General features: G+C 62.4%; 27 protein-coding genes and 1 pseudogene. 7 read left to right on the top strand and 21 right to left on the bottom strand.

Going from position 1 to position 24,389, the window contains the following annotated elements; genetic code table 11:
- Positions 1 to 50: 50 nt before the first annotated feature.
- Positions 51 to 188 (top strand): annotated as a pseudogene (locus MESOP_RS35060) (winged helix-turn-helix domain-containing protein); the annotation flags it as partial.
- Positions 185 to 1,546 (top strand): sensor histidine kinase, encoded by a 1,362-nt coding sequence (locus tag MESOP_RS14175; protein WP_013894001.1) that lies wholly within the window; start codon positions 185 to 187, stop codon positions 1,544 to 1,546. The pseudogene MESOP_RS35060 and the gene MESOP_RS14175, both read left to right, overlap by 4 nt.
- A gap of 447 nt (positions 1,547 to 1,993) precedes the next feature.
- Here the strand turns inward: MESOP_RS14175 and MESOP_RS14170 are convergent, their stop codons facing one another.
- Together MESOP_RS14170 and MESOP_RS14165 are read right to left on the bottom strand one after the other, a co-directional pair.
- Positions 1,994 to 2,722 carry a class I SAM-dependent methyltransferase gene (locus tag MESOP_RS14170; protein ID WP_013894000.1) on the bottom strand — a complete coding sequence of 243 codons (729 nt, stop codon included), beginning with the start codon at positions 2,720 to 2,722 and terminating at the stop codon, positions 1,994 to 1,996.
- Between the two features lie 545 nt (positions 2,723 to 3,267).
- The gene (locus tag MESOP_RS14165) at positions 3,268 to 3,840 is read right to left on the bottom strand and encodes a PadR family transcriptional regulator (RefSeq protein WP_013893999.1); all 573 of its coding nucleotides are present in this window, start codon (positions 3,838 to 3,840) and stop codon (positions 3,268 to 3,270) included.
- A 93-nt stretch (positions 3,841 to 3,933) separates the two neighbouring features.
- On the opposite strand from MESOP_RS14165, the gene MESOP_RS32970 reads away from it, so the two are divergent.
- On the top strand, positions 3,934 to 4,344 hold the full coding sequence (locus MESOP_RS32970; RefSeq protein ID WP_013893998.1) for a DUF6194 family protein: 411 nt from the start codon (positions 3,934 to 3,936) through the stop codon (positions 4,342 to 4,344).
- A gap of 171 nt (positions 4,345 to 4,515) precedes the next feature.
- Here MESOP_RS32970 and MESOP_RS14155 read toward each other — a convergent pair whose 3' ends face one another.
- The 13 genes from MESOP_RS14155 to trbB form a co-directional block, all read right to left on the bottom strand.
- Positions 4,516 to 4,737, bottom strand: a complete 222-nt coding sequence (locus tag MESOP_RS14155) for a DUF2274 domain-containing protein (RefSeq protein WP_013893997.1) — start codon at positions 4,735 to 4,737, stop codon at positions 4,516 to 4,518.
- Between the two features lie 2 nt (positions 4,738 to 4,739).
- Positions 4,740 to 5,897 (bottom strand): TraB/TrbI/VirB10 family type IV secretion system protein, encoded by a 1,158-nt coding sequence (locus MESOP_RS14150; RefSeq protein WP_013893996.1) that lies wholly within the window; start codon positions 5,895 to 5,897, stop codon positions 4,740 to 4,742.
- The gene (gene trbG / locus MESOP_RS14145) at positions 5,894 to 6,949 is read right to left on the bottom strand and encodes a P-type conjugative transfer protein TrbG (RefSeq protein ID WP_013893995.1); all 1,056 of its coding nucleotides are present in this window, start codon (positions 6,947 to 6,949) and stop codon (positions 5,894 to 5,896) included. The genes MESOP_RS14150 and trbG overlap by 4 nt, the downstream gene beginning before the upstream one ends.
- Complete coding sequence (gene trbF, locus MESOP_RS14140) at positions 6,946 to 7,635, bottom strand: conjugal transfer protein TrbF (protein WP_013893994.1); 690 nt, start codon at positions 7,633 to 7,635, stop codon at positions 6,946 to 6,948. Before trbF ends, trbG begins: the two co-directional genes overlap by 4 nt.
- A gap of 3 nt (positions 7,636 to 7,638) precedes the next feature.
- Positions 7,639 to 8,982, bottom strand: a complete 1,344-nt coding sequence (trbL, locus tag MESOP_RS14135) for a P-type conjugative transfer protein TrbL (RefSeq protein ID WP_013893993.1) — start codon at positions 8,980 to 8,982, stop codon at positions 7,639 to 7,641.
- A 2-nt stretch (positions 8,983 to 8,984) separates the two neighbouring features.
- A complete protein-coding gene (gene trbK-alt, locus MESOP_RS33640) occupies positions 8,985 to 9,185 on the bottom strand; it encodes a putative entry exclusion protein TrbK-alt (RefSeq protein WP_342447462.1) in 201 nt (66 codons plus the stop codon).
- Between the two features lie 277 nt (positions 9,186 to 9,462).
- On the bottom strand, positions 9,463 to 10,494 hold the full coding sequence (locus MESOP_RS14130) for an IS110 family RNA-guided transposase (RefSeq protein WP_013891550.1): 1,032 nt from the start codon (positions 10,492 to 10,494) through the stop codon (positions 9,463 to 9,465).
- A gap of 129 nt (positions 10,495 to 10,623) precedes the next feature.
- The gene (locus MESOP_RS35045) at positions 10,624 to 10,773 is read right to left on the bottom strand and encodes a hypothetical protein (RefSeq protein ID WP_013893991.1); all 150 of its coding nucleotides are present in this window, start codon (positions 10,771 to 10,773) and stop codon (positions 10,624 to 10,626) included.
- 11 nt (positions 10,774 to 10,784) lie between these two features.
- Entirely contained in the window at positions 10,785 to 11,543 is a 759-nt protein-coding gene (gene trbJ, locus MESOP_RS14120; RefSeq protein WP_013893990.1) for a P-type conjugative transfer protein TrbJ, read from the bottom strand.
- Positions 11,540 to 13,990 (bottom strand): conjugal transfer protein TrbE, encoded by a 2,451-nt coding sequence (trbE, locus tag MESOP_RS14115; RefSeq protein WP_013893989.1) that lies wholly within the window; start codon positions 13,988 to 13,990, stop codon positions 11,540 to 11,542. The genes trbJ and trbE overlap by 4 nt, the downstream gene beginning before the upstream one ends.
- A 10-nt stretch (positions 13,991 to 14,000) precedes the next feature.
- The gene (locus tag MESOP_RS14110; RefSeq protein WP_013893988.1) at positions 14,001 to 14,282 is read right to left on the bottom strand and encodes a VirB3 family type IV secretion system protein; all 282 of its coding nucleotides are present in this window, start codon (positions 14,280 to 14,282) and stop codon (positions 14,001 to 14,003) included.
- Positions 14,282 to 14,614 (bottom strand): TrbC/VirB2 family type IV secretion system protein, encoded by a 333-nt coding sequence (locus MESOP_RS14105; RefSeq protein ID WP_013893987.1) that lies wholly within the window; start codon positions 14,612 to 14,614, stop codon positions 14,282 to 14,284. Before MESOP_RS14105 ends, MESOP_RS14110 begins: the two co-directional genes overlap by 1 nt.
- Positions 14,611 to 15,594, bottom strand: a complete 984-nt coding sequence (gene trbB / locus MESOP_RS14100) for a P-type conjugative transfer ATPase TrbB (protein WP_013893986.1) — start codon at positions 15,592 to 15,594, stop codon at positions 14,611 to 14,613. The genes MESOP_RS14105 and trbB overlap by 4 nt, the downstream gene beginning before the upstream one ends.
- A 419-nt stretch (positions 15,595 to 16,013) precedes the next feature.
- Between trbB and MESOP_RS14095 the strand changes: the two genes are divergently transcribed.
- Genes MESOP_RS14095 through MESOP_RS14085 form a run of 3 tightly spaced genes read left to right on the top strand, consistent with a single transcriptional unit; the run spans position 16,014 to position 18,092 of the window.
- Positions 16,014 to 16,667 carry an amino acid ABC transporter permease gene (locus MESOP_RS14095; RefSeq protein ID WP_245265092.1) on the top strand — a complete coding sequence of 218 codons (654 nt, stop codon included), beginning with the start codon at positions 16,014 to 16,016 and terminating at the stop codon, positions 16,665 to 16,667.
- Positions 16,657 to 17,316, top strand: a complete 660-nt coding sequence (locus tag MESOP_RS14090) for an amino acid ABC transporter permease (protein ID WP_013893984.1) — start codon at positions 16,657 to 16,659, stop codon at positions 17,314 to 17,316. The genes MESOP_RS14095 and MESOP_RS14090 overlap by 11 nt, the downstream gene beginning before the upstream one ends.
- Complete coding sequence (locus MESOP_RS14085) at positions 17,316 to 18,092, top strand: amino acid ABC transporter ATP-binding protein (protein WP_013893983.1); 777 nt, start codon at positions 17,316 to 17,318, stop codon at positions 18,090 to 18,092. Before MESOP_RS14090 ends, MESOP_RS14085 begins: the two co-directional genes overlap by 1 nt.
- A 71-nt stretch (positions 18,093 to 18,163) precedes the next feature.
- On the opposite strand, the gene MESOP_RS14080 is transcribed toward MESOP_RS14085, so the two are convergent.
- The 4 genes from MESOP_RS14080 to MESOP_RS14065 form a co-directional block, all read right to left on the bottom strand.
- Complete coding sequence (locus tag MESOP_RS14080; protein ID WP_013893982.1) at positions 18,164 to 18,862, bottom strand: response regulator transcription factor; 699 nt, start codon at positions 18,860 to 18,862, stop codon at positions 18,164 to 18,166.
- 116 nt (positions 18,863 to 18,978) lie between these two features.
- Entirely contained in the window at positions 18,979 to 19,593 is a 615-nt protein-coding gene (locus MESOP_RS14075) for an acyl-homoserine-lactone synthase (protein ID WP_013893981.1), read from the bottom strand.
- Between the two features lie 66 nt (positions 19,594 to 19,659).
- Positions 19,660 to 20,388, bottom strand: coding sequence for a LuxR family transcriptional regulator (locus tag MESOP_RS14070; protein ID WP_013893980.1), 729 nt, complete (start codon positions 20,386 to 20,388; stop codon positions 19,660 to 19,662).
- 168 nt (positions 20,389 to 20,556) lie between these two features.
- Positions 20,557 to 20,823 (bottom strand): helix-turn-helix domain-containing protein, encoded by a 267-nt coding sequence (locus MESOP_RS14065; protein WP_041164121.1) that lies wholly within the window; start codon positions 20,821 to 20,823, stop codon positions 20,557 to 20,559.
- Between the two features lie 202 nt (positions 20,824 to 21,025).
- Here MESOP_RS14065 and MESOP_RS14060 point away from each other — a divergent pair, with 202 nt between their 5' ends.
- Positions 21,026 to 22,288: a threonine synthase gene (locus MESOP_RS14060; RefSeq protein ID WP_049802455.1), complete on the top strand. Its 1,263-nt coding sequence runs from the start codon at positions 21,026 to 21,028 to the stop codon at positions 22,286 to 22,288.
- On the opposite strand, the gene MESOP_RS14055 is transcribed toward MESOP_RS14060, so the two are convergent.
- Positions 22,283 to 23,353: a PLP-dependent cysteine synthase family protein gene (locus tag MESOP_RS14055; RefSeq protein ID WP_013893977.1), complete on the bottom strand. Its 1,071-nt coding sequence runs from the start codon at positions 23,351 to 23,353 to the stop codon at positions 22,283 to 22,285. The genes MESOP_RS14060 and MESOP_RS14055 overlap by 6 nt on opposite strands.
- Complete coding sequence (locus tag MESOP_RS14050; RefSeq protein WP_041164120.1) at positions 23,350 to 24,294, bottom strand: GHMP family kinase ATP-binding protein; 945 nt, start codon at positions 24,292 to 24,294, stop codon at positions 23,350 to 23,352. The genes MESOP_RS14055 and MESOP_RS14050 overlap by 4 nt, the downstream gene beginning before the upstream one ends.
- Between the last annotated feature and the right edge of the window lie 95 nt (positions 24,295 to 24,389).

Here is a 24,389-nt window from a genome sequence, read left to right as displayed (position 1 = left end):
TCGAACATCGCCGCCACATCTCAGGTGGCCACCGCTTCCGCGATTACTTCATGTTCGGCCTCGACGACGAGATCCAGTCCAACGCGCTCGACACTCATGTCTCGCGCCTGCGCCGAAAACTCGCCGACGGCGGCGTGACAATCAACGGCATTCGCGGCGTCGGCTACCTCCTGCGCGAGACGACATGACAATCAAGCGCCCGCGTTCGCTGAAATGGAGCCTGGTGCTGCGCATCGCGTTGCTGCAATGCGCGATGCTGACACTGATCATCGTCGGCATTCTTGGAGCCATGCTGGCCACGGGTCTCATTCCGCACGACTATGAGGACGGCACAATGGACGTGCTGGCGGATGCGGTGGCACGCGATGCCAGCGGCAAGCTGGTTCTCAACGAGACGCCGGATATGGCAAAGCTGCGATCTGGGGTTCCGGACCTCTGGTTCATCATTCGCGACAGGCAAGGGCAGCGGCTACAGGAAGGAACGGTGCCGACCATCTTCCAGCCCTTCGCCGGACTGCTGGACACCATCAGCGATGCCCGTATCGACCAGGCGATCGGGCAAGCCGCGCCGCCCGGAGGAAAGATCCGCTGGACCGATACGGCGGCAGGCAATGTCCAGATCTTCACCGGCACCAAGGGCGGGCTTTCGCTCATGCGGCTGCTCCAACAGGCGCCGCAATTTTTCCTGCAGGGGATACTGCCGCTTGCCGGGCTGATGGCACTGGCAACGCTGTTCGCCACACCCTGGGTGGTGCGCGGTGCGCTTTCGGGCCTTGGCCATGCGGCGGCCGAGGCGGGGCGCATCGACGTCGACCAGCGCGGCGCGCAGTTGCCGCTAAAGGACGTGCCCTTGGAGGTGGCACCGCTGGTGAAGGCGGTGAATGCAGCGTTGTCGCGCCTCGACAAGGGCTATGAGCGCCACAAGCGTTTCCTGACCGACGCGGCGCATGAACTGCGAACACCGGTCGCCATCCTCAACACGCGCCTCGCCGCGCTGCCGGCGACACCGGAACGGGCGCGGCTGCTGCAGGACGCCGCGCGGCTTTCGACGCTGACCGACCAGCTGCTCGACCTGCAGCGTCTCGACCGACAGGTCACTTCTTTTGAAAAGGTCGACCTTGTGGCGATTGCGCGCAGCGTCATTGTCGACCTCGCGCCGATGGCGTTTTCGGCCGGATACGAAATGTCGTTCGAACCCGAAAGAGAAACAGTTTTCGCCTCCGGCGACCGCACCGCGATCGAACGCGCCGTGACTAATCTCGTCCAGAACGCCATCGAACATGGCGGCCGCTCGGGCAAGATCACCGTCAGCATTGCAGCTCCCGCCGTCATCGAGGTGCGGGACGAAGGCGGCGGCGTTCCACTGAGCGAGCGGGAACGCGTCTTCGAGCCCTTCTACCGGCTGCGCCCGCAGGATCACGGCGCCGGGCTCGGCCTCAACCTAGTGCAGGAGATAATGCAAGTGCATGGCGGGCGTATCGAGATCCTCGACGGCAGGCCGAACGGCGCCTGCTTTCGGATGAGTTTCCGCGCTTTGCCCGCCTAGCGCCGTTCACCGTTTGACGGAAGCGGCAAACCGCTCTAACTCTTTGTTTTGAGGCAATTCCTGACGGAAAACCTTTCACGCTTTTCCTGGAATTGCTCTAGGCATTCCCGCTGGTCCGCATGAGCGCAGGTGCGTGTTTGACATCGGCGCGAATCGTAACTGACTAAGTTACATGAAACGCAACGGCCGGCTTTCCTCGACCCTGCACATTCTCGTCCACCTGGCCGAGAGGCCCCAACAGACGGCTGACCTCCGAGCAGCTTGCCACCTTCATTTACAAACAATCACCAAACGGTGTAGCCGCCGTCGATAACGAAACTCGCACCCGTCACATAACTCGAGCCGGCGATGCCAGATAGACGCGAGGGGTCCAATCTCCTCCGGTTCGCCGGCCCGCCCCATTGGAACCTCCTCGTGATCAGCACATCAGACAAGAACTCCGATGTGCTACCGCCTTGCGGATATGAGAAGCATCATAGGCCTCTCTAGTTCTTCCTCCAAAGCTGGATTTTCTCTGATTTGCTCCAGCGATGGCGCGAACTCTTCCACGGCTTTGATTGTAAATCCGGCGTGAATCAATGCGTTGAGTGTCGTACCAACGGTCCGATGATACTTGACCACTCCTTTTACAAACCAGTCGGTCCGGCGCTCGCCTTCAACAGCGTAGCGGTTCACAGGCCAGGTCTTCCGACCGTTCTCATCTTTGATCCATCGCGGGTGGGCGGCCGCCATGAAAATCGGATGCTCGATGATAAAGACGAAATCCGCTCCAGGCACGAGCGACTGATGAACCATGCGAGCGAGGCGCTCGAAATCGCGGATATAGTGAAATGTTAAGGCGCTATAAGCGAGATCAAAAGCTGCTTCGGGCAACTCAAGCGTTTCGAGATCTGCGGTGCGGTAAGTGATCGCATTGTCACTCGTGTTCTCTTGTGCACGCGAGATCATGTTCTCGGACAAATCGATCCCGAGAACGGATGTCGCGCCCTGTTCGCGCATCCAGCGAGAAGCCCAGCCGAAACCACAACCAAGGTCGACGATCCGTTTGTCGGCCAAGTCAGGAAGTAGAGCGCGTATCGCGGGCCATTCGGGAGCGCCGGAGAGGCCCTGAACTTGCCTGGGAAGCTGGCTATAGCCAGAAAAGAAGTTCGGATCGTCGTAGATATTTTGTGCCATGATAACTCCATCAAAACGTGATGCGACGAGGCACAGGTCATGCGGAAAGCCTCGTCCACGAACGGCGAGGCCTAGGTATCGTTCCGCTGTCGATATTAAAACGGCCGATGTCCCGGCATCCCGCCTTCTGGGATGCCGGCGAACCGGGAGACAATATTGGTATCCTTCTCGACCATGCAGAAATGATATTATCCGGTACCGTTGGCGTCAACGCCGCATTTGGCCCTTACGGCCGTCGAAGTTGTTTTCCGACGAAAGGTCGGTCGCGTAGCCGCTTGCGATCCACCAAGGGAAACTCGCATTCTCGAACGCGGTGGCAAACCTCACAGGGAGCGGCGCGCGAACTCGGTTTTGGGCTGAAGGCCCACAGGGACGGCCATGGGAAAAAGGCGCTGAGGAACATCTCTTCGCCATCCTTAGTCGAAAGATTCATCGGCTTCCGGGATCGACTGAATCCACGCACGAGCACCGTGACGATTTCGACGAGGAGAAGGAGCGCGCGAAGCCGGTCCTGAGCATCCAGAACTCTACGGTTTCCTGAACGTCTATTTCGCCTGCCCTCCGGCATGAGCCTTGGTTTCGGCTGTCCCGTCTGATGCGAAATCCGCACTGAGTTGATCCACCGCGCGCGCCGTGACTTCCAGGTAGCCGATCCAAAGTTCGAGCAGGTCGGAGGTGCGAGGCGCCGTTTTTTGTCGCGTTGTTGCTGCCGCGAGACGCGTCAGGTGGTCGCGATTGGCCGTCAGCCTATCATGAAGAGCCACCAGCAGCATGCGGGCCCTTTCAGGTGCCAGCAGGTCCAGAAACGCAATCCCGGCGCTCAAGTGGGTCAACTCAAAGCTGCCCAAGGCTTCTTCGAGGAGGCCAAAAAACTCCGCCTCGCCATCGTGCGTCAACGCGAAGGCAGTCCGGTCCGCGCCGCGCTCGCCGTCCTCCCGCCCGCGCTCGACAAGCTTGCCTTCCTTCTGCAACTGTCCGATTGCGTGGTAGACCGAACCCGAGCGCACCTTGGCCCAGGTTTCGACATGCCAATTGTCCAACTGGCGGCGCACGGCATAGCCATGGGCAGCGCCGAGTTCCCGGATGGCGCCATAAACCAGAAGCCGGATCACGTTCATATTATGCTCCCAATCTCGTAGATAATCTCTATGGCCAAATTTGGCTAAGCGAGCTATGGGTTTAACCAACTTTGGCTAAACGGGAGGAGTCTTATGCCCATACCGCTTGACACCGTAAAGCAGGACATCCTCGCATTGGGGTCAGATCTACACATCGACACCACCACCCCCGACTTGTTCTTTTTCAGAGGCCAGGAACGGACAATGCCCTTTGCCACGATCGTTACACGCGACAGTGACTATGACACTTTTTCCAAGCTGGACGCTGAGGGAGATTTTCGACTCAACATGGGACTCAGCCGCGGCGAATTTGAAGCGCTGTTTCCAAATCATGTGACGCGAAAGGCCCTGGACGCGTCCCAATTCGACTATGCAATTCGGGATAGTTTCTTCCCGCACCCCCACTACGGGCGCATGCGTTGGGTGAGCGTCGTCAACCCGGACATCCTATACCCGCAGTGTCTCGACTTTCTACACCACGCCTTCGAGCGGGCGCGGCGATAGGACGAGGCTGTCGCTGGATATTCATGTTCGCGTCTGATGGTCGTTGACAAGGCTTCGGTCTATGGCGACGACCTCGTAGCTTTTGAATGTTACGCGGCCCGGATTCCCGGGAATAGAACGCTGCTCCCCCTTGACCAGACCCCCGCTGAATCACCGGGAGGCGTCAGCAATCTAAGGCTCCTCCTTCTTTGCTTTGGCAAAGCCGCGATCCGTTGCGATAAACCGTTCAAGCATCGGCGCGATCAAGCGCGATGGACTGGCATTAGGCTGCCCGGTTTCGCGCCCAAGGACTTCTGCGTATTTCACCAAATCGCGGTGCAGCGGCGCCGGCAGTTCCACTGTGAGCTTAACCGGCTTGTCGTCTGCAATCGGACCGAGTTTCAGCTTGGCCATTTTCAGCCTCTGTAGGGTTCGAGCACGAGATCGCGCGTAACAACGACACGCACATTCGCGCCCGGCCGTACCGTCAGTGTCGGTGCGATGTTGAGTTGGCGCTGGACGATCTGCTGGCCCACCTGGCTGAGGCTGTCGGCGGCGCCGCCGCGCAAGGCGCGCACGAGGTCACTTTCCTGCCCGGACGAGCCGGCCTCCGCGCCAACGCTGAGCATCGTGGTAAGTGCGGCCGCCTTGAACAGCTCGGTCCAATGATAGTCGACGCCGTCCTCAAGTCCGGCATAGCCTTGGGCGTCAGAGCCAGGCTGGCGTTCAAGAACAATGGAGCGTCCGTTGGGAAAGACCAGCCTGTTCCAGACAAGCAGCACGCGCCGCTGGCCGAAGCCGACGCCGTTGTCGTACTGGCCAATGACACGCGTCCCTTGCGGGATCAGCAGCGAGCGACCTGTTGGACTGTCATAGACATTTTCAGTGACCTGGGCGGTGATCTGACCGGGCAGATCGGAACGGATACCGGTGATGAGGGCCGCCGGGATGACAGCCCCTGCCTGGAGCACGTAGGGCGACGCCGGCGGCGTGACGCGATCCGGCGCCACGGTGCGCCGATCAGTGGCCGCATTCAGAAAGCCAAGTTGACGATCTTGCGTGGTCGGCTGGCCGATCTGACCGGCAAGTTCGGCGCCGCCAAGAGTCGGAGGAGAAGTTCCTGCGGTCGGGGTCTCGACCATCGCCGCCGTTGATTGCCCCGTCTGGAAGAAGACACGCGAGGTTCGGGCCGCCTCCTCTTCGGCTCGCCGGCGCTGTTCTGGCTCATCAACCATTGGTGTCGCCACGATCGGCGGCACGACGGGCTGTCCCTTGTTCTGGGCGTCTAGGATCGGCCGGCCGAGATCGCCGGGCAGCGGCGGCCCCAGAACGGGACCAGTGTAATCGCGCGGCAGGCTGGCCAGTCCGTCAGCGGGCTGCCTGTTGGACGTCGAGTAGAGCTCGTCGCCATGCCTGCTGGCTTCACTCGTCCGAAGCGCGTAGATCAGCGCGCCGCCGACGCCAAGCGATGCACATAAGCCGATACCGGCGAGCACCTTGCGCGACAGCCGCGTGACGCGCGGCGGATCGGCGCGAAGCTGCATGGGGGCAGCCGGGGTCGCGTTCTCGCTCATGATTGCTCCCCTCCCCTTTGACGAAAGGCGTTCTTTGCATTCCGCGCCGCGTTGCTGCCTGACATCCACAGACCTCTCTTCGTGGCATCGGTGCGAACGATCCTGACGGTCTGTTGCCGCTTGCCACTGCCAAGCCGCAGTTCCGCCGCGCCAAAGAGACGGTCGACGATCAGGGTGTTCTGGTAGATTCGGCTGTTGGCAATCTGGGCCTCGCCGTCCGGGCCGATGACAAAGATGGACGGCATCTCCCCTTGCACGATTCCGCGTGGAAACTCGACATAGACCCGCCTGCCGTCGTCATAGACGCCGACGGGCCTCCAGGGGGGCGCGTCGCCGGTGAGACCATAGCGGTAGTTGCGTGCGGTGATGACGGGAATCACAGGTGTCGCGGGGATCGCACGCGCTTGTCCGGCCGGCGGCGCGGGATAGGCCCATGACACGGCGGGCATGTACGGCTTCTCGCCCGATTGCAGCTCGATCATGTAGCTGCGCCGGTCGGTGGTGATGACGAGATTGGTGTTGATGTCCGAGCGCGAAGGCTTGACCAGCACATGGACGCGCCTGGTGACGCCCGCTCCGCTTTCGGTGTCACCGATGATCCAGCGCGCCGTATCGCCCGCCGCGATTGGACCTTCACCAGTCAGGCTTTCGCCAGGCTCAAGTGCGATGTCCGTTATCTGTCCTGGAGCGGCATAGACCTGATAAAGGGCTCCTTCACTCCAAGGATAAATCTGAATGGCGTTGTAATAGCCCTCACGACGCGGCTGGACCCGCGCCGCCGCGTTGGCGTTCTCGACGCGCGCCACCGGCGTGCTGCCGGCGAAACCGCCGCGGGCCGGGACCCACCCTGGTGGAACGTGCAGCGGTTTGGGCCTCTCATCGAGTGCGGCCACCGGAGCGGCGGGCAAAGGCGGCACGGACGCGTCATAGGAGATCTGAGGTGGTTTCTGCGGTGTGGCGCAACCGGCAAGCAGGGAGCCCGACAACAACGCCGCGGCAAGCGCCGACGTCCTCAGAGCCGGAGTGGCGATGACACCGAATGGCTGGTTCATTGGCTCATCTCCCGCGACCAGTTTATGGCGTTGACGTAGATCCCAAGCGGATTTGCCCGCAGCCGCTCAGCGTCGCGTGGCGGCTGGATCACGGTTGTCAAGATGGCTGTCCATCGCTCGGTGGTGGAGAGCTGGCCGTTTTCGTAGTGACGCTCGGTCCAGGCGACGCGAAAGGAGTCCGCCGAGGCACGAATGACGGACGAGACATCGACGGAGACCTGCTGCTTGCCCACCTTGGAGAAGGGGTCGTTGACACGGGCATGGTCGTTGAGTGCCGCGGCACCCCCGTCGGTGGTCCATTCATAGGCGCGCATCCAGTTCTGACGCACGACGATCGGATCGGCCGGGATGGAGCGGACCTGCTCGATGAAACGGGCGAGATGCCACGCAATTTGCGGGTCGGTTGGCCTATAGTCCGCGGTGGCGGGCGCGAGTGCCTGCGCCTGTCCGAGCGTGTCAACCTGTACGACCCAAGGGACCACGGTCCCTCGCAGTGACTGCGAAACGAGCGTGGCGGCCAGGCCGGCCGACAGGATCAACGACCCGAAGGCCATCAAGCGCCAGTTTCTGGCCTGCACGCGAGCAGAGCCGATGCGCTCGTCCCAGACCTGCGCTGCCTTCTGGTACGGAGTCTCGGGCTGAGGTGCCTTGCCGTAGTGGGTGGCGGGCCGTCGAAAGATGTTCATGGGTCATTTGCCTTCGGAGAGAGAAACGGAAATACCGCTGCCATGGGCGTCGCCAGCGCGGACTGCGTGGGCAGCGGTCTGTACCCCGTGCGACAGGCGCTGGAACCGCTGCATGCGCTTGGCCCAGTCGGGTGTATTTTGTGCTACTTCGCCCGGGCCGGTCGCGCGGGAGGCGGAAGGGTCGCTTGCGCGTTCGGCATTGCCCCCGGCCGTCCCCGCTGTCGCGGTGTCCCCAAGCTGCGTGTCGGCGGACCGTGGGCTAGCGGAGAAGGTCGATTGCACGGATTCATGGGCACGCGCGGCGGCGCGCCTGAGCGGCGAGCCATTCTGCGAAACACCGCCGCTCCCAACGCCGCCGCCCAGGGCGGAGGCGGCAGCTGCGGTGCCGCCCGAGGCGCCTGCAATCGAGCCGCCACGCGCAATGGAGCTGCCTGCGGAGAAAGCCGCCGAGCCGCCGCTGACCGCGAGGCTTGCGGCGCCGCCGGTGGCAAGCACCATGCCGCCTGCGGCCAGCCCTGTACCGACGGCGGCACCCGCACCGAGTTGCGGTCCGCCAGAGACGATGCCGTTGGCAATGCCCGGGCCGAAGATGCCGAGACCAAGAAGTGACAATGCAGCCAGCACGATTGCCATAGCCTGGTCGATGGTGGGGTTTTCGCCGCCGAACCCTTGAGTGAACTCGCCGAACAGCGTCGAGCCAATGCCGATGACGACGGCCAGCACCAGCACCTTGATGCCCGATGAGATGACATTGCCAAGCACGCGTTCGGCCATGAAGGCTGTCTTGCCGAAGAGGCCAAAGGGGATCAGCACAAAGCCGGCCAGCGTCGACAGCTTGAATTCGATCAGCGTTACGAAGAGCTGCACCGCCAAGATGAAGAAGGCGAGCAAGACCAGCGACCAGGCAAACAGAAGGCAGACGATCTGGATGAAGTTTTCAAAGAAGGAGACGTAGCCCATCAAACCGGAGATCGCCTCAAGCAATGGTCGTCCCGCATCGAGGCCGGTTTGCGCCACCTTGCCGGGGTGCAGCAGGTCCTGCGCCGAGAAACCGGTTCCACTCGCCTTCAGGCCAAGACCGGAAAAACTCTCAAAGACGATTTGAGCGAGACCGTTCCAGTTGGATATGAGATAGGCGAAGACACCGACGAAGAGCGTCTTCTTGACGAGCCGCGCAAGAATGTCGTCATCAGCGCCCCAGCTCCAGAAGAGCGCGGCGAGCGTCACGTCGATGACGATCAGTGTGGTGGCGACGAAGGCGACCTCGCCGCCAAGCAGGCCGAAACCGCTGTCGATATAGCGGGTGAAAGTGGCCAGGAATTGGTCGATGACACCGGTATTGCCCATATCTAAGGGGCCTCGTGCAGGGCAGCATCTGGCGCGTCCGGCTCGACAATCGAACGCCCCGATGGCTGTTTCAGGCCGAGGAAGCGATCGCGCTGTGCGGCCCACAGCCGCGCGCATCCATCGTCACGCAGGGCAGCCTCGCCGAGGACCTGGCAGCGGCGCAGGCCGTCGCGAAGCAGGTCGTCTAATCGCTCGACCGTCAAGGGGGTGAGTGCAAGGCCGTCGTCCTTTCTGTCGATTCTCGTTCGTCCGAATGCCGGGTACAGGGTCGTCTACGCGGTCGACGCGATGATCGCCGCAGGATGAGTTTCGCAGGTGAGATCTTCCTATGTTCGTTGCGCAATCTGCTTACCGAGGCAGTTGCTTCCCGCTTCGCGGAATGATCTCAGCCACGTCCCGGCAGGGACAGCTTGATGCGTCTGTAAGAACGCTGTTGGTGGAATGGTATGGCGGAATCGTCGCAGGCGAGCGACCGAGGTATCAGACAGCGGCTTGCGTTCCTCCGTGCGGATCAAACAGCTCGCCCGTCCGAAGCATCGCATGCATGATCACCGCCAGCTTGCGCGCCAACGCTACGGCCGCTCGCTTGAAGCCGATCCGATCTTTCAGCTCCAACGCCCAGGTTCGCAGGCTGCTGGTATCCGTCGACCGGTTCAGGATAACCGCGGCCGCCTCATATAGCAGTCCGCGCAACTGATTGTCGCCACGGCGCGAGATATGACCATCATTATCGACCTCGCCGGACTGGTAGCGCCTCGGGGTCAGGCCTACCCATGCGCCCACGGCGCGCGAGTTCCTGAAGTTGGCCGGATCCTCCACCGCTGCGGCAAAGGCAGTGGCTGTGACGGTGCCTACACCGGGCACTGACATGAGCAGACGGCAGTGCTGGTCCTCACGCGCCGTCGCGGCCAGCTGCTTGCTCAGCTCTGCGATTTGGTATCGGATACCACTCCATGCCTGAAGCATTGGCACAACAATGCGCGCCAGCTTTTCTTCACCCTGCAGAAGGTCGCGAACGTTGCGTTCGAACACGCTTCCGGCGCCCTTGGGCACGACAAGGCCGAACGTCTTCATCAACCCACGGATTTGATTGGATATCTGCAAACGCATCTTAAGAAGTTGGCGCCGTGCGGTGATCAGCGTGCGGATCAGCATGCTGTCGAAACCTTTGACCCGGACCTCTCGGTAGAAGCCGACCTCGGCCAGATGTGCCAGGCCATCGGCATCGTTCGCATCGGTCTTGTTCGCGGCCATGTCGAGCGCGGCTTTGGCATGCCGCGCGTCGATGCAGATCACCGGCAGGCCCTCTGCCGTCAACGCATGGTAGAACCACACCGACAGCGGCCCCGTTTCGAACACGACCCGCCGGACATGCGGTGCGCGCTTGCGGATCACCGCCGCAAGCAGTTGCGGATCGGACGCGCACTTGCCCCGCCAAATCCTCTTACCGTTCTGCCGGATCGATATTGCCGTCTCTTTCATGGATACGTCGAGACCGATATAGTGTTCCATGGCTGTCCTCCGTTCGGTGGCTGGGCCCGGTGTCGATCGAGAGCCCGTTCTTCATCCTATCGGAGGACAGCCAGCCGGCCAGATGTTCGAACATCGCCGCCACATCTCAGGTGGCCACCGCTTCCGCGATTACTTCATGTTCGGCATCAAGCCTGCGCTTGTGTGCGCGCCTTTGCCCGCCGGGTTGTTTTCCTTCCGGCTCATACCGAGCGCGGCTGCCGTGACGGCGGCCGCGACAAAGATGACAGCCGCCGTGCGAGCAAGCGTTTTGCCGTCCATGATCTTCGACCTCAGCGGTTGAACATCTGGACCGGGCCGGCCTGGTAGCCGGGGCCAGGCGCCAGGAAACGGCGGCGTTGCTCGCGGCCCTGGTTGACCGCGGCGGCACGCTCGGCCTCAGTCAGGGCCTGGGCGCGGCCGTTGGCGGCGACAACAGCGGTCAGGTCCGCGAGCTGCTGGCCCTGGAGCGCAAGAAGCTGATTGCCAGCTTGCGTCGCCTGCAGCGCTCCGGTCGCGGACTGGCTGGCGCCGACCAGCGCCGTCATCTGCGCGCGGCCGGTCTCGATGTTTCCAACGGCGCCCGCCTGGACGCGCATGGCGTCCTGAAGGCCGCCCACCGTGTTTTGCCAGCGCGAGCGGGCCTCCGTGACGAGCTGCTGGTCGGACGCAGAAAGCGAGACGCTGCCATATTGCTGCTGAAAGGCCTTGTCGACCTGCTGGACGTCGAAGGCGATGTTTCGTGCCTGCCCGAGAAGCTGTTGCGTGCGTTGCACCGACTGTTGCAGTTGCTGCAGCGAGGACAGAGGCAGGCTGGCCAGGTTGCGCGCCTGGTTGATCAGCATCTGGGCCTGGTTCTGAAGCGAGGTGATCTGGTTTGCGATCTGCTGCAGCGAACGCGCAGCGGTCAGAACATTCTGGGAATAGTTCGATGGATCAAACACAATCAAGGCATAAGCTGGGGCAGTCATCATCGGCGAGATCGCGACCGGCCCGGCGAGCATCGCCGTGATCATGAGAAGGGCGCGCGGACGGCTTTGGCGAGCAGTCATGGTTTGGGATCCTTTCCAGGTTCAGAGACGGTGAGATTGACAATGAGATCCGCGGCCCAGCCGACGTCACGGGCATGCAGCCAAGCCGCCAGGAAGCCATCGCGGCCATGCTCGGCGATGATGTTGTCGATCAGGGCCTGATCGCTCTTCGAGGAGGCGGCGCAAAGTGCCAGCCCGACCTCGGACAGGCCGAGCTCGAAGAGACGGTTGCCGCGACGGGACTGGCAGTAGTAATCGCGCTTGGGTGTCGCTCGTGCCAAGATTTCGATCTGGCGGTCGTTCAGGCCGAAGCGTCGATAGATGGCGGTAATCTGCGGCTCAACCGCACGCTCATTGGGCAACAGCAGCCGGGTTGGACAGCTTTCGATGATCGCCGGCGCGATGGCCGAATTGTCGATATCGGCAAATGACTGGGTGGCGAAGACGACGCTGGCGTTCTTCTTGCGCAGCGTCTTCAGCCACTCGCGCAACTGCCCGGCAAACCCCTCGTCATCGAGGGCAAGCCAGCCTTCGTCGATGATGAGCAGCGTTGGACGCCCGTCGAGCCGATCGCCGATGCGATGGAACAGATAGGACAAGACAGCCGGCGCTGCTTGTGTGCCCACCAGTCCTTCGGTCTCGAACGCCTGCACGGATGCCTGGCCGAGGTGTTCGGCCTCGGCGTCGAGCAATCGGCCATGAGCGCCTCCGACACAGTATGGGTGCAATGCCTGTTTCAGGTCATTGGCTTGCAAGAGCACACTGAGCCCGGTGATGGTGCGCTCCTCGACGGGAGCCGAGGCAAGCGACGTCAGCGCCGCCCAGATATGCTCCTTTGCGTCCGGGGTGATCCGGATGCCCTCGCGCATCAGGATCGCGGCAATCCAGTCAGCCGCCCAGGCGCGCTCGTATGTGTCATGCACCCGGGCGAGCGGCTGCAGCGAAACGGAGGCGTCCACGCCTTCGGTGAGGTGCCCCCCAAGATCGTGCCAGTCGCCACCCATGGCGAGCGCAGCGGCGCGGATAGAGCCGCCGAAATCGAAGGCGAAGATCTGAGCGTTGCTGTAGCGGCAGAACTGCAGTGCCATCAGCGCGAGCAGCACCGACTTGCCGGCGCCAGTGGGGCCGACGACCAGCGTATGGCCTACATCGCCGACATGAAGAACCAACCGGAATGGGGTCGAGCCTTCGGTCTTGCCGTAAAGCAAGGGAGGACTGACCAGATGCTCGTCCCGTTCCGGCCCCGCCCACACGGCAGACAGCGGCATCATGTGGGCGAGATTGAGCGTTGAGATGGGTGGCTGACGGACATTGGCGTAGGCGTGCCCTGGCAAGGAACCGAGCCAGGCTTCGACGGCGTTGACGGTCTCGGCAATCACCGTGAAGTCGCGGCCCTGGATGACCTTCTCGACAAGCCGTAATTTCTCGTCGGCGACCCGGGGGTCGCAATCCCAGATAGTGACGGTTGCGGTGACATAGGCCACGCCCGCCATGTCGGCGCCGAGCTCCTGCAGCGCGGTGTCGGCGTCGGCGGCCTTGTTGGCGGCGTCGGTGTCGAGGAGGGCTGACGCTTCGTTGGTCATCACCTCCTTCAGGATTGAGGCGATGCTCTTTCGCTTGGCAAACCACTGCCGCCTTATCCTGGTCAACAGGCGGACGGCATCAACCTTGTCGAGCAGGATCGCGCGGGTCGACCAGCGGTAGGGGAAGGCCAGCCGATTGAGGTCATCAAGCAGGCCGGGCGTCGTGGCGGTCGGGAAGCCGACAATCGAGAGCACGCGAAGATGCTTGTCGCCAAGCCGCGGCTCGAGTCCGCCAGCGAGCGGTTCATCGGCCAACAGGGCATCGAGATAGATCGGCGTCTCGGGGACGCGCACCTTATGGCGTTTGGTCGAAATCGTCGAATGCAGGTAGGTGAGCGTTTCGCCGTCATCGAGCCAGTGGCATTCCGGCATGAACCCGTCGAGCAGGGCCAGCACGCGCTCTGTCCGGTCGACAAAGGCGCGTACGATCTCGCCCGGATCCGCGTCCGACGGGTCGCGCCCCTCATAAAGCCACCCCTCGGCGCGCGTGGCGTCTTCCGGCGGTGGCAGGAACAGGAATGTGAGAAAGTAGCTCGATACGAAATGAACCCCCGCCTCGTCGAAGTCGGCTTTGCGCTCGGCATCGAGCAGGCGGGAGGCCGGATCGGGGAATTGGCTCTGGGGATAGGAGGCGGCTTCGTGCCGCTGCGCTTCAACGAAGATGCACCAGCCCGAGCCGAGACGACGAAAGGCATTGTTGATGCGCGATGCCACGGCGACAAGTTCCGCCGCGACGGCGGAGTCGAGATCGGGCCCGCGAAAGCTGGCGGTGCGCTGAACGCTGCCATCCTTGTTGAGCACGACACCGGGCGCGACGAGAGCGACCCAAGGCAGATAGTCGGCAAGTCGAGCAGCGGTCCGGCGGTATTCGTAAAGGCCCATCATCGCGGCGCCCTCAAACCGACAAATGCCCAGGCAGCCGCAGGTGCCTGCGTCCAACCTCGAAAAAGAGCGGATCGCGCCTGACGGACCAAACCGCCGTAGCATGCCCGATTGCCCAGATGAGCAGGCCGACCAGCCAGAGCCGCAGCCCAAGACCGACGGCGCCCGCAAGCGTGCCGTTCAGGATCGCGATTGCGCGCGGCGCGCCGCCGAGCAGGATCTGCTCGGTCAGCGCTCGATGGACAGGCGCCGACCACCCCGGCACCGCGTCGAGTTGTTCGAGAACGGTCGTCATCAGATCAACGCCCCGCCACCGAAGGAGAAGAACGACAGGAAGAAGCTCGACGCCGCAAAGGCGATCGAGAGACCAAAAACGATCTGGATGAGCCGCCTGAAACCGCCCGAACTGTCGCCGAAGGCCAGCGTTAGTCCGGTGACGATGATGATGATGACGGCCATGATCTTGGAGACCGGTCCCTCGACCGACTGCAGGATCTTTTCGAGCGGCTGTTCCCATGGCATCGATGAGCCCGAGGCATGGGCGAACGGGACGACCATGAGATCGAAGCCAATGGCGGCGCTGGCCGCGGCCAGGCTGGCGCGGCAGCGCCAAAGCAGGCGGATCATGAGCTTTCTCCTGTGTTGATCGGGGTGGCTTCAGCAATGTGATAGTCGCCGTCGCGGCCAAGACCCTCGACCGTGACCAGCTCGACAAGCCGACGCGCGGCGCCGCGCCCGGCAAGCACGGCGACAAGGCCGATCGTGTCGGCGATCAGCGCACGCGGCACGGTGACGACAGCCTCCTGGATAAGCTGCTCAAGGCGGCGCAGGGCGCCGATACCGGAGCCGGCATGAAGGGTGCCGATGCCGCCCGGATGCCCGGTCCCCCAGGCCTTCAGAAGGTCCAACGCTTCGGCGCCGCGCACCTCGCCGATGGGAATGCGATCGGGCCGCAAGCGCAGCGAGGATCGAACCAGGTCGGAAAGCGTGGCGACACCATCCTTGGTGCGCATCGCGACGAGGTTGGGCGCGGCGCATTGCAATTCGCGAGTGTCCTCGATGATGACGACCCGATCCATTCCCTTCGCCACTTCGGCGAGCAGCGCGTTGGTGAGCGTCGTCTTGCCCGTCGACGTGCCGCCGGCGACGAGAATGTTCACGCGGCCAGCAACAGCGGCCCGCAATATCGCGGCCTGGCCAGCCGACATGGTGCCTGCCGCGACGTAGTCTTCGAGCGTGAACACGGCGACGGCGGGCTTGCGGATCGCGAAGGCTGGTGCGGCAACGACGGGCGGCAACAAGCCCTCGAAACGCTCGCCGGTTTGCGGCAACTCGGCCGAGACGCGCGGGGAACGGGAATGGACCTCGGCGCCGACATGATGGGCGACCAGACGCACAATGCGCTCGCCGGCGGCGGGCGCCAGCATTTCCCCCGTGTCGGCCAAACCGTCCGAGAGCCGGTCGACCCAGATGCGGCCGTCCGGGTTGAGCATTACCTCGACGATGGCGGGGTCGTCGAGAAACCGGGCGATGGCGGGTCCGAGCGCGGTGCGCAGCATACGCGAGCTGCGCGCGCGTCCTTCGGTATCGTTGTGCGAATTGGCCATCCTGTCCCCGTTCGGGCCGGGAACACGTTCAACGACGCCCGGTCGGGGATGATCAAAAGAGGCCTGCGGCGGTCCGATTCAACGGGTTTCAGCCGCCGTCGTAGCGTAGCGTGCAATCACCTGCCAACGGCGGCGCCGAAGCCCGCCACGCTTCGGCGAGCCCGGCGACCCCGTCCTACTTTGCAACGTATGTATTTACGCAATAATTTGTACATGTTTATTGACAGACGATTCTCACCGGGTTTATGAGACGGCATCGATCATCCGTAGAGGGCGATCGTCCTTTTCACGGTGCGAAGGATTGCCATGAGATCGGATCCGGAGGACGCGATTTTCCAGGGCAGAGACGCCTTCCTCAAATGCGCCGAAATGAGACCGTGGACGCCCGCCTCAGAAAAAAGCCGTGGTGCCTCGTGAGCATGCTCGACATCTGGCTTGGCATAATGCAGGGGGTGGGTATCACCGCAGAGGTCACGGCCTATGGCCTGATCTTTGCCGTCCCCTTTGCGCTTGTCTTCGGCGTCGCACAGTTTCTGACCACCGGCATGACCCGCTTTCTGGTTACCGCCGTAATTGAATTCTGGCGCAGCTCCGCGGTCGTCATCCTGCTCTTCTTTTTTTATTACGTGCTGCCTGTGATGGGGGTCGCTCTGTCGGCGCTGACCGTTAGTGCACTGGTGCTCGGTCTCAACACGGGCGGCTATGCCAGCCAGGCGGTTCGTGCCGGGCTCCAGTCTCTTCCCGCCGGCCAACGCGAGGCGGGCATGGCGCTCGGCCTCTCGCGCCCGGCGATCCTGCTCCTGATCGAGCTGCCGCAGGCGCTGGTCGCGATGAGCCCGACCTTCGTCAACAACCTTATCCAGCTCGTTAAGGCGACTTCCCTCGTCTCGTTGGTCACTTTGACCGACATGACCTTCCGAGCCAAGGAAATCGCGCAGACCAACTACGACCCCGTCGCGATCTATTCGGCGTTGCTGCTGGCCTTCTTCGTTGTCTGTTACCCGATCGCACTTGCCGGCCGCTGGCTCGAGGCGCGGGTCAACCCTGAAAGGGGAGCGCCGCGTGGGATTTAACGTCGATTTCGCACTATCGACCGTCCCGATGATCATCGGGGCGATCGGAACGACCCTGCTCGCAACGGTCTTGAGTTGCCTCGGTGCTTCGGCGCTTGGCTTCATTTTCGAAATGATCCGCCGCGGGGGCGGAGTGACTGGCCTCGCCGTCCGCTTCCTGATCGACTTCATCCGCTCGACACCGGTTCTGGCTTGGCTCTATTTCCTGTATTTCGTCCTGCCCTTCTACGGCATCCGGCTTGGCGCCATGACGGTCGGCATACTGGGGCTGAGCCTGTACTACAGCGGCTATCTGGCGGAGGTGTTCAAAGCCGGCATCGACGCGATCCCGAAAGGCCAGCAGGAAGCGGCCAGGGCCTTGTCGCTCACCCGCCGCGACACGGTCGTTTTCGTCATCGCGCCGCAAATGTTGCGCAACGTCGCCGCACCATTGGGCAACTATCTCGTTTCGATCCTCAAGGCGACGCCCTATCTCGCAATCCTGGCCGTGCCCGAAATGCTCGGACGGGCCTTTGATATCGCTTCCGAGACCTATCGATACGCAGAGCCGCTGACCGTCGCCGGCATTGTGTTTCTCGCCTTGGCGCTGCTCATTGCTTATGGTGTGAAGCGCATCGAGCAGCGCCTGCTTGCAGTTGGACGCCGCTGATGCTCGCTCAAGCCCCACATCCAATCCTGGCCGTCCAATCCATCCCTCATGTCCGGATCGACGGCCTCAACAAGTGGTTCGGCGCCCTCCACGTTTTGAAAGACATCGATCTTTCGGTACGAGCTGGCGCACGCATCGTCGTTTGCGGACCCTCCGGCTCCGGCAAGTCGACCTTGATCCGCTGCATCAACGGTCTCGAGCCTTTCCAAAAGGGAATGATTCAGTTCGAAACGGCAACTCTGGACAAAGATGGTCGCGATACCACCAAGGCGCGCCGGCAGACGGGCATGGTGTTTCAGAGTTTCAACCTCTTTCCGCATCTCACCGTGCTCGCCAACTGCACGCTGGCGCTGCGCCGGGTTCTTCTGAAACCGGCACGGGAGGCCGAAGAGATCGCCATGCAACATCTGACAGCGGTGCGCATCCCCGAAAAAGCGCAGGCCTACCCGGCTCAGCTCTCGGGCGGTCAACAACAACGGGTGGCGATCGCGCGCGCGCTTTGCCTCAATCCCCGCATCATGCTGTTCGACGAACCCACTTCGGCGCTCGACCCGGAAATGATCAAGGAAGTCCTCGACGTCATGGTCGCGCTCGCAAAAGCCGGCATGACCATGGTTTGCGTGACGCATGAAATGGGTTTCGCACGCGAAGTCGCCGACGAGATCGTTTTCATGGACGAAGGCCGCATCGTCGAGCATGCCTCGTCCAAAGACTTTTTCTCAACAGCCGCTCACCCACGCGCCCGGTTGTTTCTGGATACCATCCTGATCCATTGAGCGGATGTGTCCGGACGCTGCGTGCCGGCAATCGGGGCGCACGAGTGCCGGCGTCGGAGACGCCGAGCGCGTCACCAGTCCGGCGCGAATGCGTAACCAACCGAGCGGACCGTCCGGATCACATCGCTTCCCACGGACGTCCGAAGCCTTTTGCGCAGCCTGGCGATATGAACGTCGACGCCCCGCACGTCGGTTGCGGCGGCACGTTCAGGCCACGCGGTCGCGACCAGTTCCTCGCGGCTGAAGACTTTGCCGGGTTGCGCCAAAAGGCTGCGCAAAAGCTTGAACTCGATCGGTGGCATCACGACTTCTTTTTGCCTGAAGAATGCCCGGTGGGTCTGCCGCTCCAGCCGGAAATCGCCCTGCACCAGCTCACCCGAGTCCGTTTCGCGCGATGGCTTGGCAAGGCCCGCTTTGCCATGCAGCCAGGCCAGAAGCTGTTCGGGGGCGAACGGCCGGGAAAATATCTCGTCGACCCCAGCCTTGATCAAGTCCAGATGCAGCTTGCCGGATCGCGGGGCGACCAGGCTCACGACCGGTGTCCCTTTGGTTGCGGCGCCAGACTTCAACCAGATGCACTGTTTGACCATGGCACGGTCGCCTGGATGGCAGTCCATGATCACGGCAAGCGGGGCTGCCGCCTCGATCGCGCGTGCGATTTCCCGATCCCCCGTGATCAGCCGTACTTCGAAGCCAGCTACCGACAGTATGTGACCGAAAACCAGGAAAAAATCCGGGTCCGTCGAGGAGATCAGGACCAGCGGCTTCATGAGTCCATCAACCGGGTTCGACACATCATATGGCTGACTACCGCGCTAATGGGCGCGATGACAATATGCCATGACGATCGACGCCTCGCTGGCTTTCCGCAAGTCCTCTTATGAGCCTAGATGTTGTCGGCAAGTATGGCGCCGCTGATGCCGTAAGCGCGGCGCGTCTGTTCGACAGCCTCGGGCGTGACATCGATCAACAGCGCGATGATGTCGCCATCGGGATGTTCCAGAGCTTCGCCGAGTTCGATCAGCGTCCAGCCAAGCGCGCGCAGCCGTTTTGGCCAGAATGTTTCGCATACCACGCTGATCTGTCGAATCCCCAGGCTCTGTGCGGTCTCGAGCAGACCGCAAAGAACGAAGCCGGCGATGGGCGACGGGGCGCTTTGCATGCGTAGCGATGGAACGACGAAGAAACGCGTCCATTCGAAGATTTCAGCTGCTCTCGGAGGCGTGCCGCCGGCGAGACCCGGGAACACCTCGCTCATGAGATGCGGCTCCAGCGTCGGGACAAGACGGGAGCCGCCTACGATCTTGCCGTTGGTGTCAAGCGCCAGAACGTAAAGCGTATGCTCGTTGTCGAAGGCGTCGATCTCGATGTTGATAGGCCGTGCGACGGCGCGCCATCGCCTTTGCTTGACATAAATCTCGTAGCGTATCCGAAAGTAGCGCTCCAGGACTTTCCTGTAGTGCTTCCTGTTATCCCAAGTGACCAGATGTATACGAACCATGACGCCTCCAGGCGGAGGGTCGTAGGAAAACGGATTTGCCGCACGTATGACGGTATTCAGGTATTGCTAAATCTGGATTTCCTGCCGTCGCAGCGCCTTGACGATGGCATGCGCGACATTGATCGCATCGAGCTTTGCTCGGATGTTGCGCTGATGGCTCTCAACCGTGTTCCTGGTAACGCCGAGGATACAAGCGATGTCATCGGTGGATTTGCCTTGCGCGCTCCACTCCAGGAGTTCGCGCTCACGCGCCGTCAAGGGCGTGGGCTCATAGCCATCGCCGGGTGTTCCCAGCCCTGAGAGGCTCCGAAAAGTATGCACGCAAAGCGTTTCGATAAGGGGCATGGCGCTTGGCGGTACATCCATCCGGTCACTCGCCATCGTGACGACCCCTGGCCCGGCCAATGGGACATGAATTGGGACGCAGATACCTTCTTTCATCCCGAACTCGGCCGCCTCGTCCATGACCAGCTTCGCGCGTGCAACCAGCCTTGCGGCCGGCAGCTCGGCCCATCGGAAAGGCTCTGGCGAGTGCCGGCACTGGGCGACACAAGGATCGTGCAAAAAATACTCCTCGCTGACATAGCGATGGTGCCATTCAGGAGACCAGCCATCAGCAAGAATCTCACGCTGCCAGTCGGTACCGTGCGGCACAGGCAGTCCGGTGATCAGAAAATTGCGCAGTCCGTAGCGTTCCATGGCCAAGCGGAACTCGTGAAGGATTGCTTCGGCCGACCGCGCAGTGTCGATCTTCGTGATCGCTCCAAAAAGATCGACAACAGTTTGGTTCTCCATCGGCAGACCTCAACCACAGTCAGGCCCTACCCCGCGGAACAACCTATGGCTGTCTAGGCGCCACCTTCAATGGGGCGTGCATCGAATGTACACTAGAGGAGTCAACCAGATGCCACAAAGACGGGATAAAGTGAAATCAGGACAGCACCCCATTTTGGAAGTCTGGCTTCAATCGTTCGACTTTGGTGTCGCCTGCTTCGTCACCCGAATAGCTCGCTTGCTTGCCGGGCTTGCTGAAACCAACTCTTGTGGCTCGACATTCAACGCCTTGGCCAAAATCTCGACTGTGTCCAGCGTGGCGTTGCGCCGCCCTGCCTCGACGCTGCTGATATAGGCGCGCGTGCGGCCCGAAACGAAAGACAACTGCTCCTGAGAGAGTTTTCGCTCTCTGCGAAGCCGCTGCACGTTCAGCCCAAAAACGCCGCGAAGTTTCATCCAACAACGGATGCTACGACGCGCACTATGGTGCGACACACTATAGTGCACATTCCGCATTGACAGCCGTGCTGTTGGCTGTTTGAAACAACCAGCGAATTCATCGTTTCCTGGACAAGGAATTGCCATGGCGAGCCGGCCGTTTCGCGACCTCGCGCACGACATGTCCGCGCATCTCTCAGGCGAGCAAAACCGACCCGGTATGGACACAAGTCGGGTCCTAGAGTTCGTCTGCATCCGATGTGGTGCTTCCTACCCTGCCGATGTCACCATCGACTCCAAAGGGTGCCCGCGCTGCCACGACGCCGCGCCGGCAAATCTTGCGCCGGTCTACGCGGCCTCGCAGGCTCACCCCTTGGCCGGCGCCACCAGCTCGCGCTCGCTGTGGCGATTTGCGCATATGCTGCCTTGCACGGAAGCGGAGGCGGTGAGCCTCGGCGAGGGGCTGACACCTTTGCTTGCCGCGCCGCGCATCGGGGCGTTTCTCGGCGTGCCTAACCTCGCAATCAAGGACGAAGGCCGAAACCCCACATGGTCGCACAAGGACCGCTTCTCGACGATCGCGGTCAGCGTGGCGCGCGCACGTGGCGCGAAGATCGTCGCGACCGCCTCATCGGGAAACGCCGGCGCTTCGCTGGCGGCCTACGCCGCTCGAGCGGGTCTCAAATGCGTCGTCACCACTTTCGCGGGGTCGGCCGGCGCGATGCAGGCGCAGATCCGAAAGTATGGCGCGACGGTCCTGCCGCTGGTCAGCAAAATGGACCGTTGGTCGCTGCTTGAACAGGCGGCTGCTCGTTACGACTGGTTCATCGCCTCGCCCTATCACGGTCCGGTCGTCGGCAGCCATCCACTCGGCATCGAGGGCTATAAGACGATCGCCTATGAGATCGTCGAGCAATCGAGTGGCACGGCGCCAGACTGGTGCGTCCTGCCGGTCTGCTATGGCGACGCCTTGTCCGGCGTGTGGGCCGGTTTTTGCGAGCTGTTCGCGGCAGGATCGATCGCGCGCTTGCCTCGGCTCGTCGCAGCGGAGGTGCATGGGTCGCTGGCGCACGCTCTTGCCAGTGGCGCCGATGCCTTGAGTGAACGCAAGATGCTCTTCGACAGCCTGGCCGTATCGATCGGCACGCCACGCAGCACCTTTCAGGCTCTGAAGGCGCTGCGCGAATCCGGCGGGCACGCCGTCCCCGTCAGCAATCACGGCCTGATCGCGATGCAGGAGCGCCTTGCACGGGACGAAGGGATCTTTGCCGAACTGGCGTCGGTCACGCCGCTGATGGCGATATCGACATTGAAGGAACAAGGTGTCATCGCGGCCTCAGACCGTGTCGTGGCCGTCGTGACAGCCAGCGGTCTCAAGGATCTCGATCGGTCCGCCGGATCGAACGAACACGACCAGGTCTTCCAGACGACGGGCGATGCCTGGCGCTGGCTCGACAAAGGCAAACTGGATCTCGCTTCATAGATTCTCCGCAGCGCCAACAGCCGGTGGCACGTCGCTTGCTTCGCGCGTTTTCAGCACATCGTCGAGACTGCGACGCAGCCAAAGAAAGCGCGTCCATTGTGTCTCCGCGGCCGGTGCGATGGTCGTCAGCGTCCTTGGCTCGGACAGTTCCTTGCAGGGCCAGCCAGGCAGAGCCGCGAGCCACTCATCATTGTAGACAGTCTCGGCATGGCGATGGCCTTCATCAGGCATAATGACCGCCACTTGCGCATCCGGAAGGGTCGCTGCAATCCATTGCGCCACCAACGCGGCGGCGCCGCTGGTCGGCCCCATGAAGAGGCCGTGCTGGCGCAGCAAACGGTGCGCGCTCTTATACGCCGGGTAGGCGCCAACCCAATGGATCTCGTCGACAAGTTCATGCCTGACGTTTTTCGGCAGTACGCTGTTGCCCAAGCCACGCAGCATGCGCTTGCCGACCGGTTGGCCGAAAAGGATGCTGCGATGGGTATCGACGGCAAACACCGTCAGATGCGGAAAGACCGTTCGCAAAAACGAAGCGGTGCCGCATAGCGAGCCGCCCGTGCCGACGCAGCCGACCAGACAGTCAACCTTGCCCATTGCCCGGATGAAAAGTTCGGCCAGCCGCGCATAGGCAAGCCAGTTGCCCGCACTGTCGTATTGGCGGGTCCAGAAGCCATCCGGCTCCTTAGCCAGGATTTCCTGGAGGCGCTCCAGCCGGCCAGGCTGGTTGCCGTCTCCGCGCGGATCGTCAAGGGCGATGACCGTGGCGCCGACGCGCTCCAGGCGGGCTTTGTATTTGGCATCGATCAGCGTTGAAGCGGAAACGAGGGTCAGGCGGTAATCACGCGCCGCCGCCAGCAGCGCCACCGCCATGCCGAACGTGCCCGACGTCGTCTCGACAATGTGGGAGCCTGCCTTCAGTTCGCCATCCGACGCTGCGCGATCCAGAATGTAGCGGGCCGGCATCAGCTTCATCAGCGGAAACGCCGCGGCCACGAGATTTGGCGCCAGGCGCGCAAGGCGCGGGGTCTCAAGATCCCTGAAATAGTCCACGTCGTAGGTCATGCTGTCCAGCCCTCTGCATTGACCAGATGGACCTCGACATCCTTGAAACCGGCACGCCGTATCTGCTGGGCGACCAGAGCCGCCCGCCGCTTCAGGTTCGGGGTGAAGAGATCGAAAATCAGACCGAACAACGAACCGCTATGGGCGACTTGCACCCCGCACGCTCCGGCTCGCCGGGCGATTTCGGCGATCTCCCCGAAGCCCTGTTTCGGCAAGTGCCGTTGACTGATGACCGCACTGGCTGAGGCGGCACGTCCGAGAAGATAAGGATCCTGAAGGCGGACCGCCCGCGCCACCAGCGCCCGCAGCACGCCGAATTCCTGGATTTCGGCACTGTCGTAGCGTGCGGGCGGCAGCTGCAATGTGTCGACCGGAAGCCCGCCATTTGCCTTGAACCCGACCAGGAGCAACGGCGGCAGGGAGCCTCCGAAATTTTCGATCACCGTGCCTTCGCGTTGCGCGAAAAGCACTGCGTGCTCATCGAATGCGATCGCGTCGCTGGCGCGCTCGGCAGCAACCGCCAGACGCCCGATGCTCGACGACCGCAGTTGGACGTTGACGGCTGCTGCGACAGCGCGAATGGAAGCGACAACGTCAGCCGTCGACGAGCCGTAGCCGTGCCCCACGGGGATCGAGCTTTGAAGCGTCAGCTCGCCGCCTCCAGTGACGTTCAGGAAATCGAGCGTGAGGCGCGCGGCTGCCGCCGCCTTGATCTTGTGATCGGGGCGGACAACGACCGCATCGCCGTCTCCCCTGGCAAAGCGCGCCTCCGATCTCAAGCCGGCAATCGGCAGCGTGACGAGCCCGCGATGAAGGCGCCCGCCATCATCCTTGAAGACGCCCTGGATGAGCTCGCCGTGATGCGCCATCGCCGTCGCTGTTCCCACCGCCAACCGCAGCGCTTCACGGCTCATGAGATCGCCGCCCTCAGCCATTTTCATCTCCCCCAGGCCATTTTGCCATGCGGGAAGATGGCGCCGACGATCGGCAGCCGCCCTCAAGGAATTCCGGTATTGACGGCTTCGATCGCACCAGC

Origin of the sequence: Mesorhizobium opportunistum WSM2075 (assembly GCF_000176035.2) — a bacterium.
Taxonomy (GTDB): domain Bacteria; phylum Pseudomonadota; class Alphaproteobacteria; order Rhizobiales; family Rhizobiaceae; genus Mesorhizobium; species Mesorhizobium opportunistum.
Note: the sequence above shows the minus strand (reverse complement) of the source record. Positions and strands in the feature narration are given on the sequence as shown.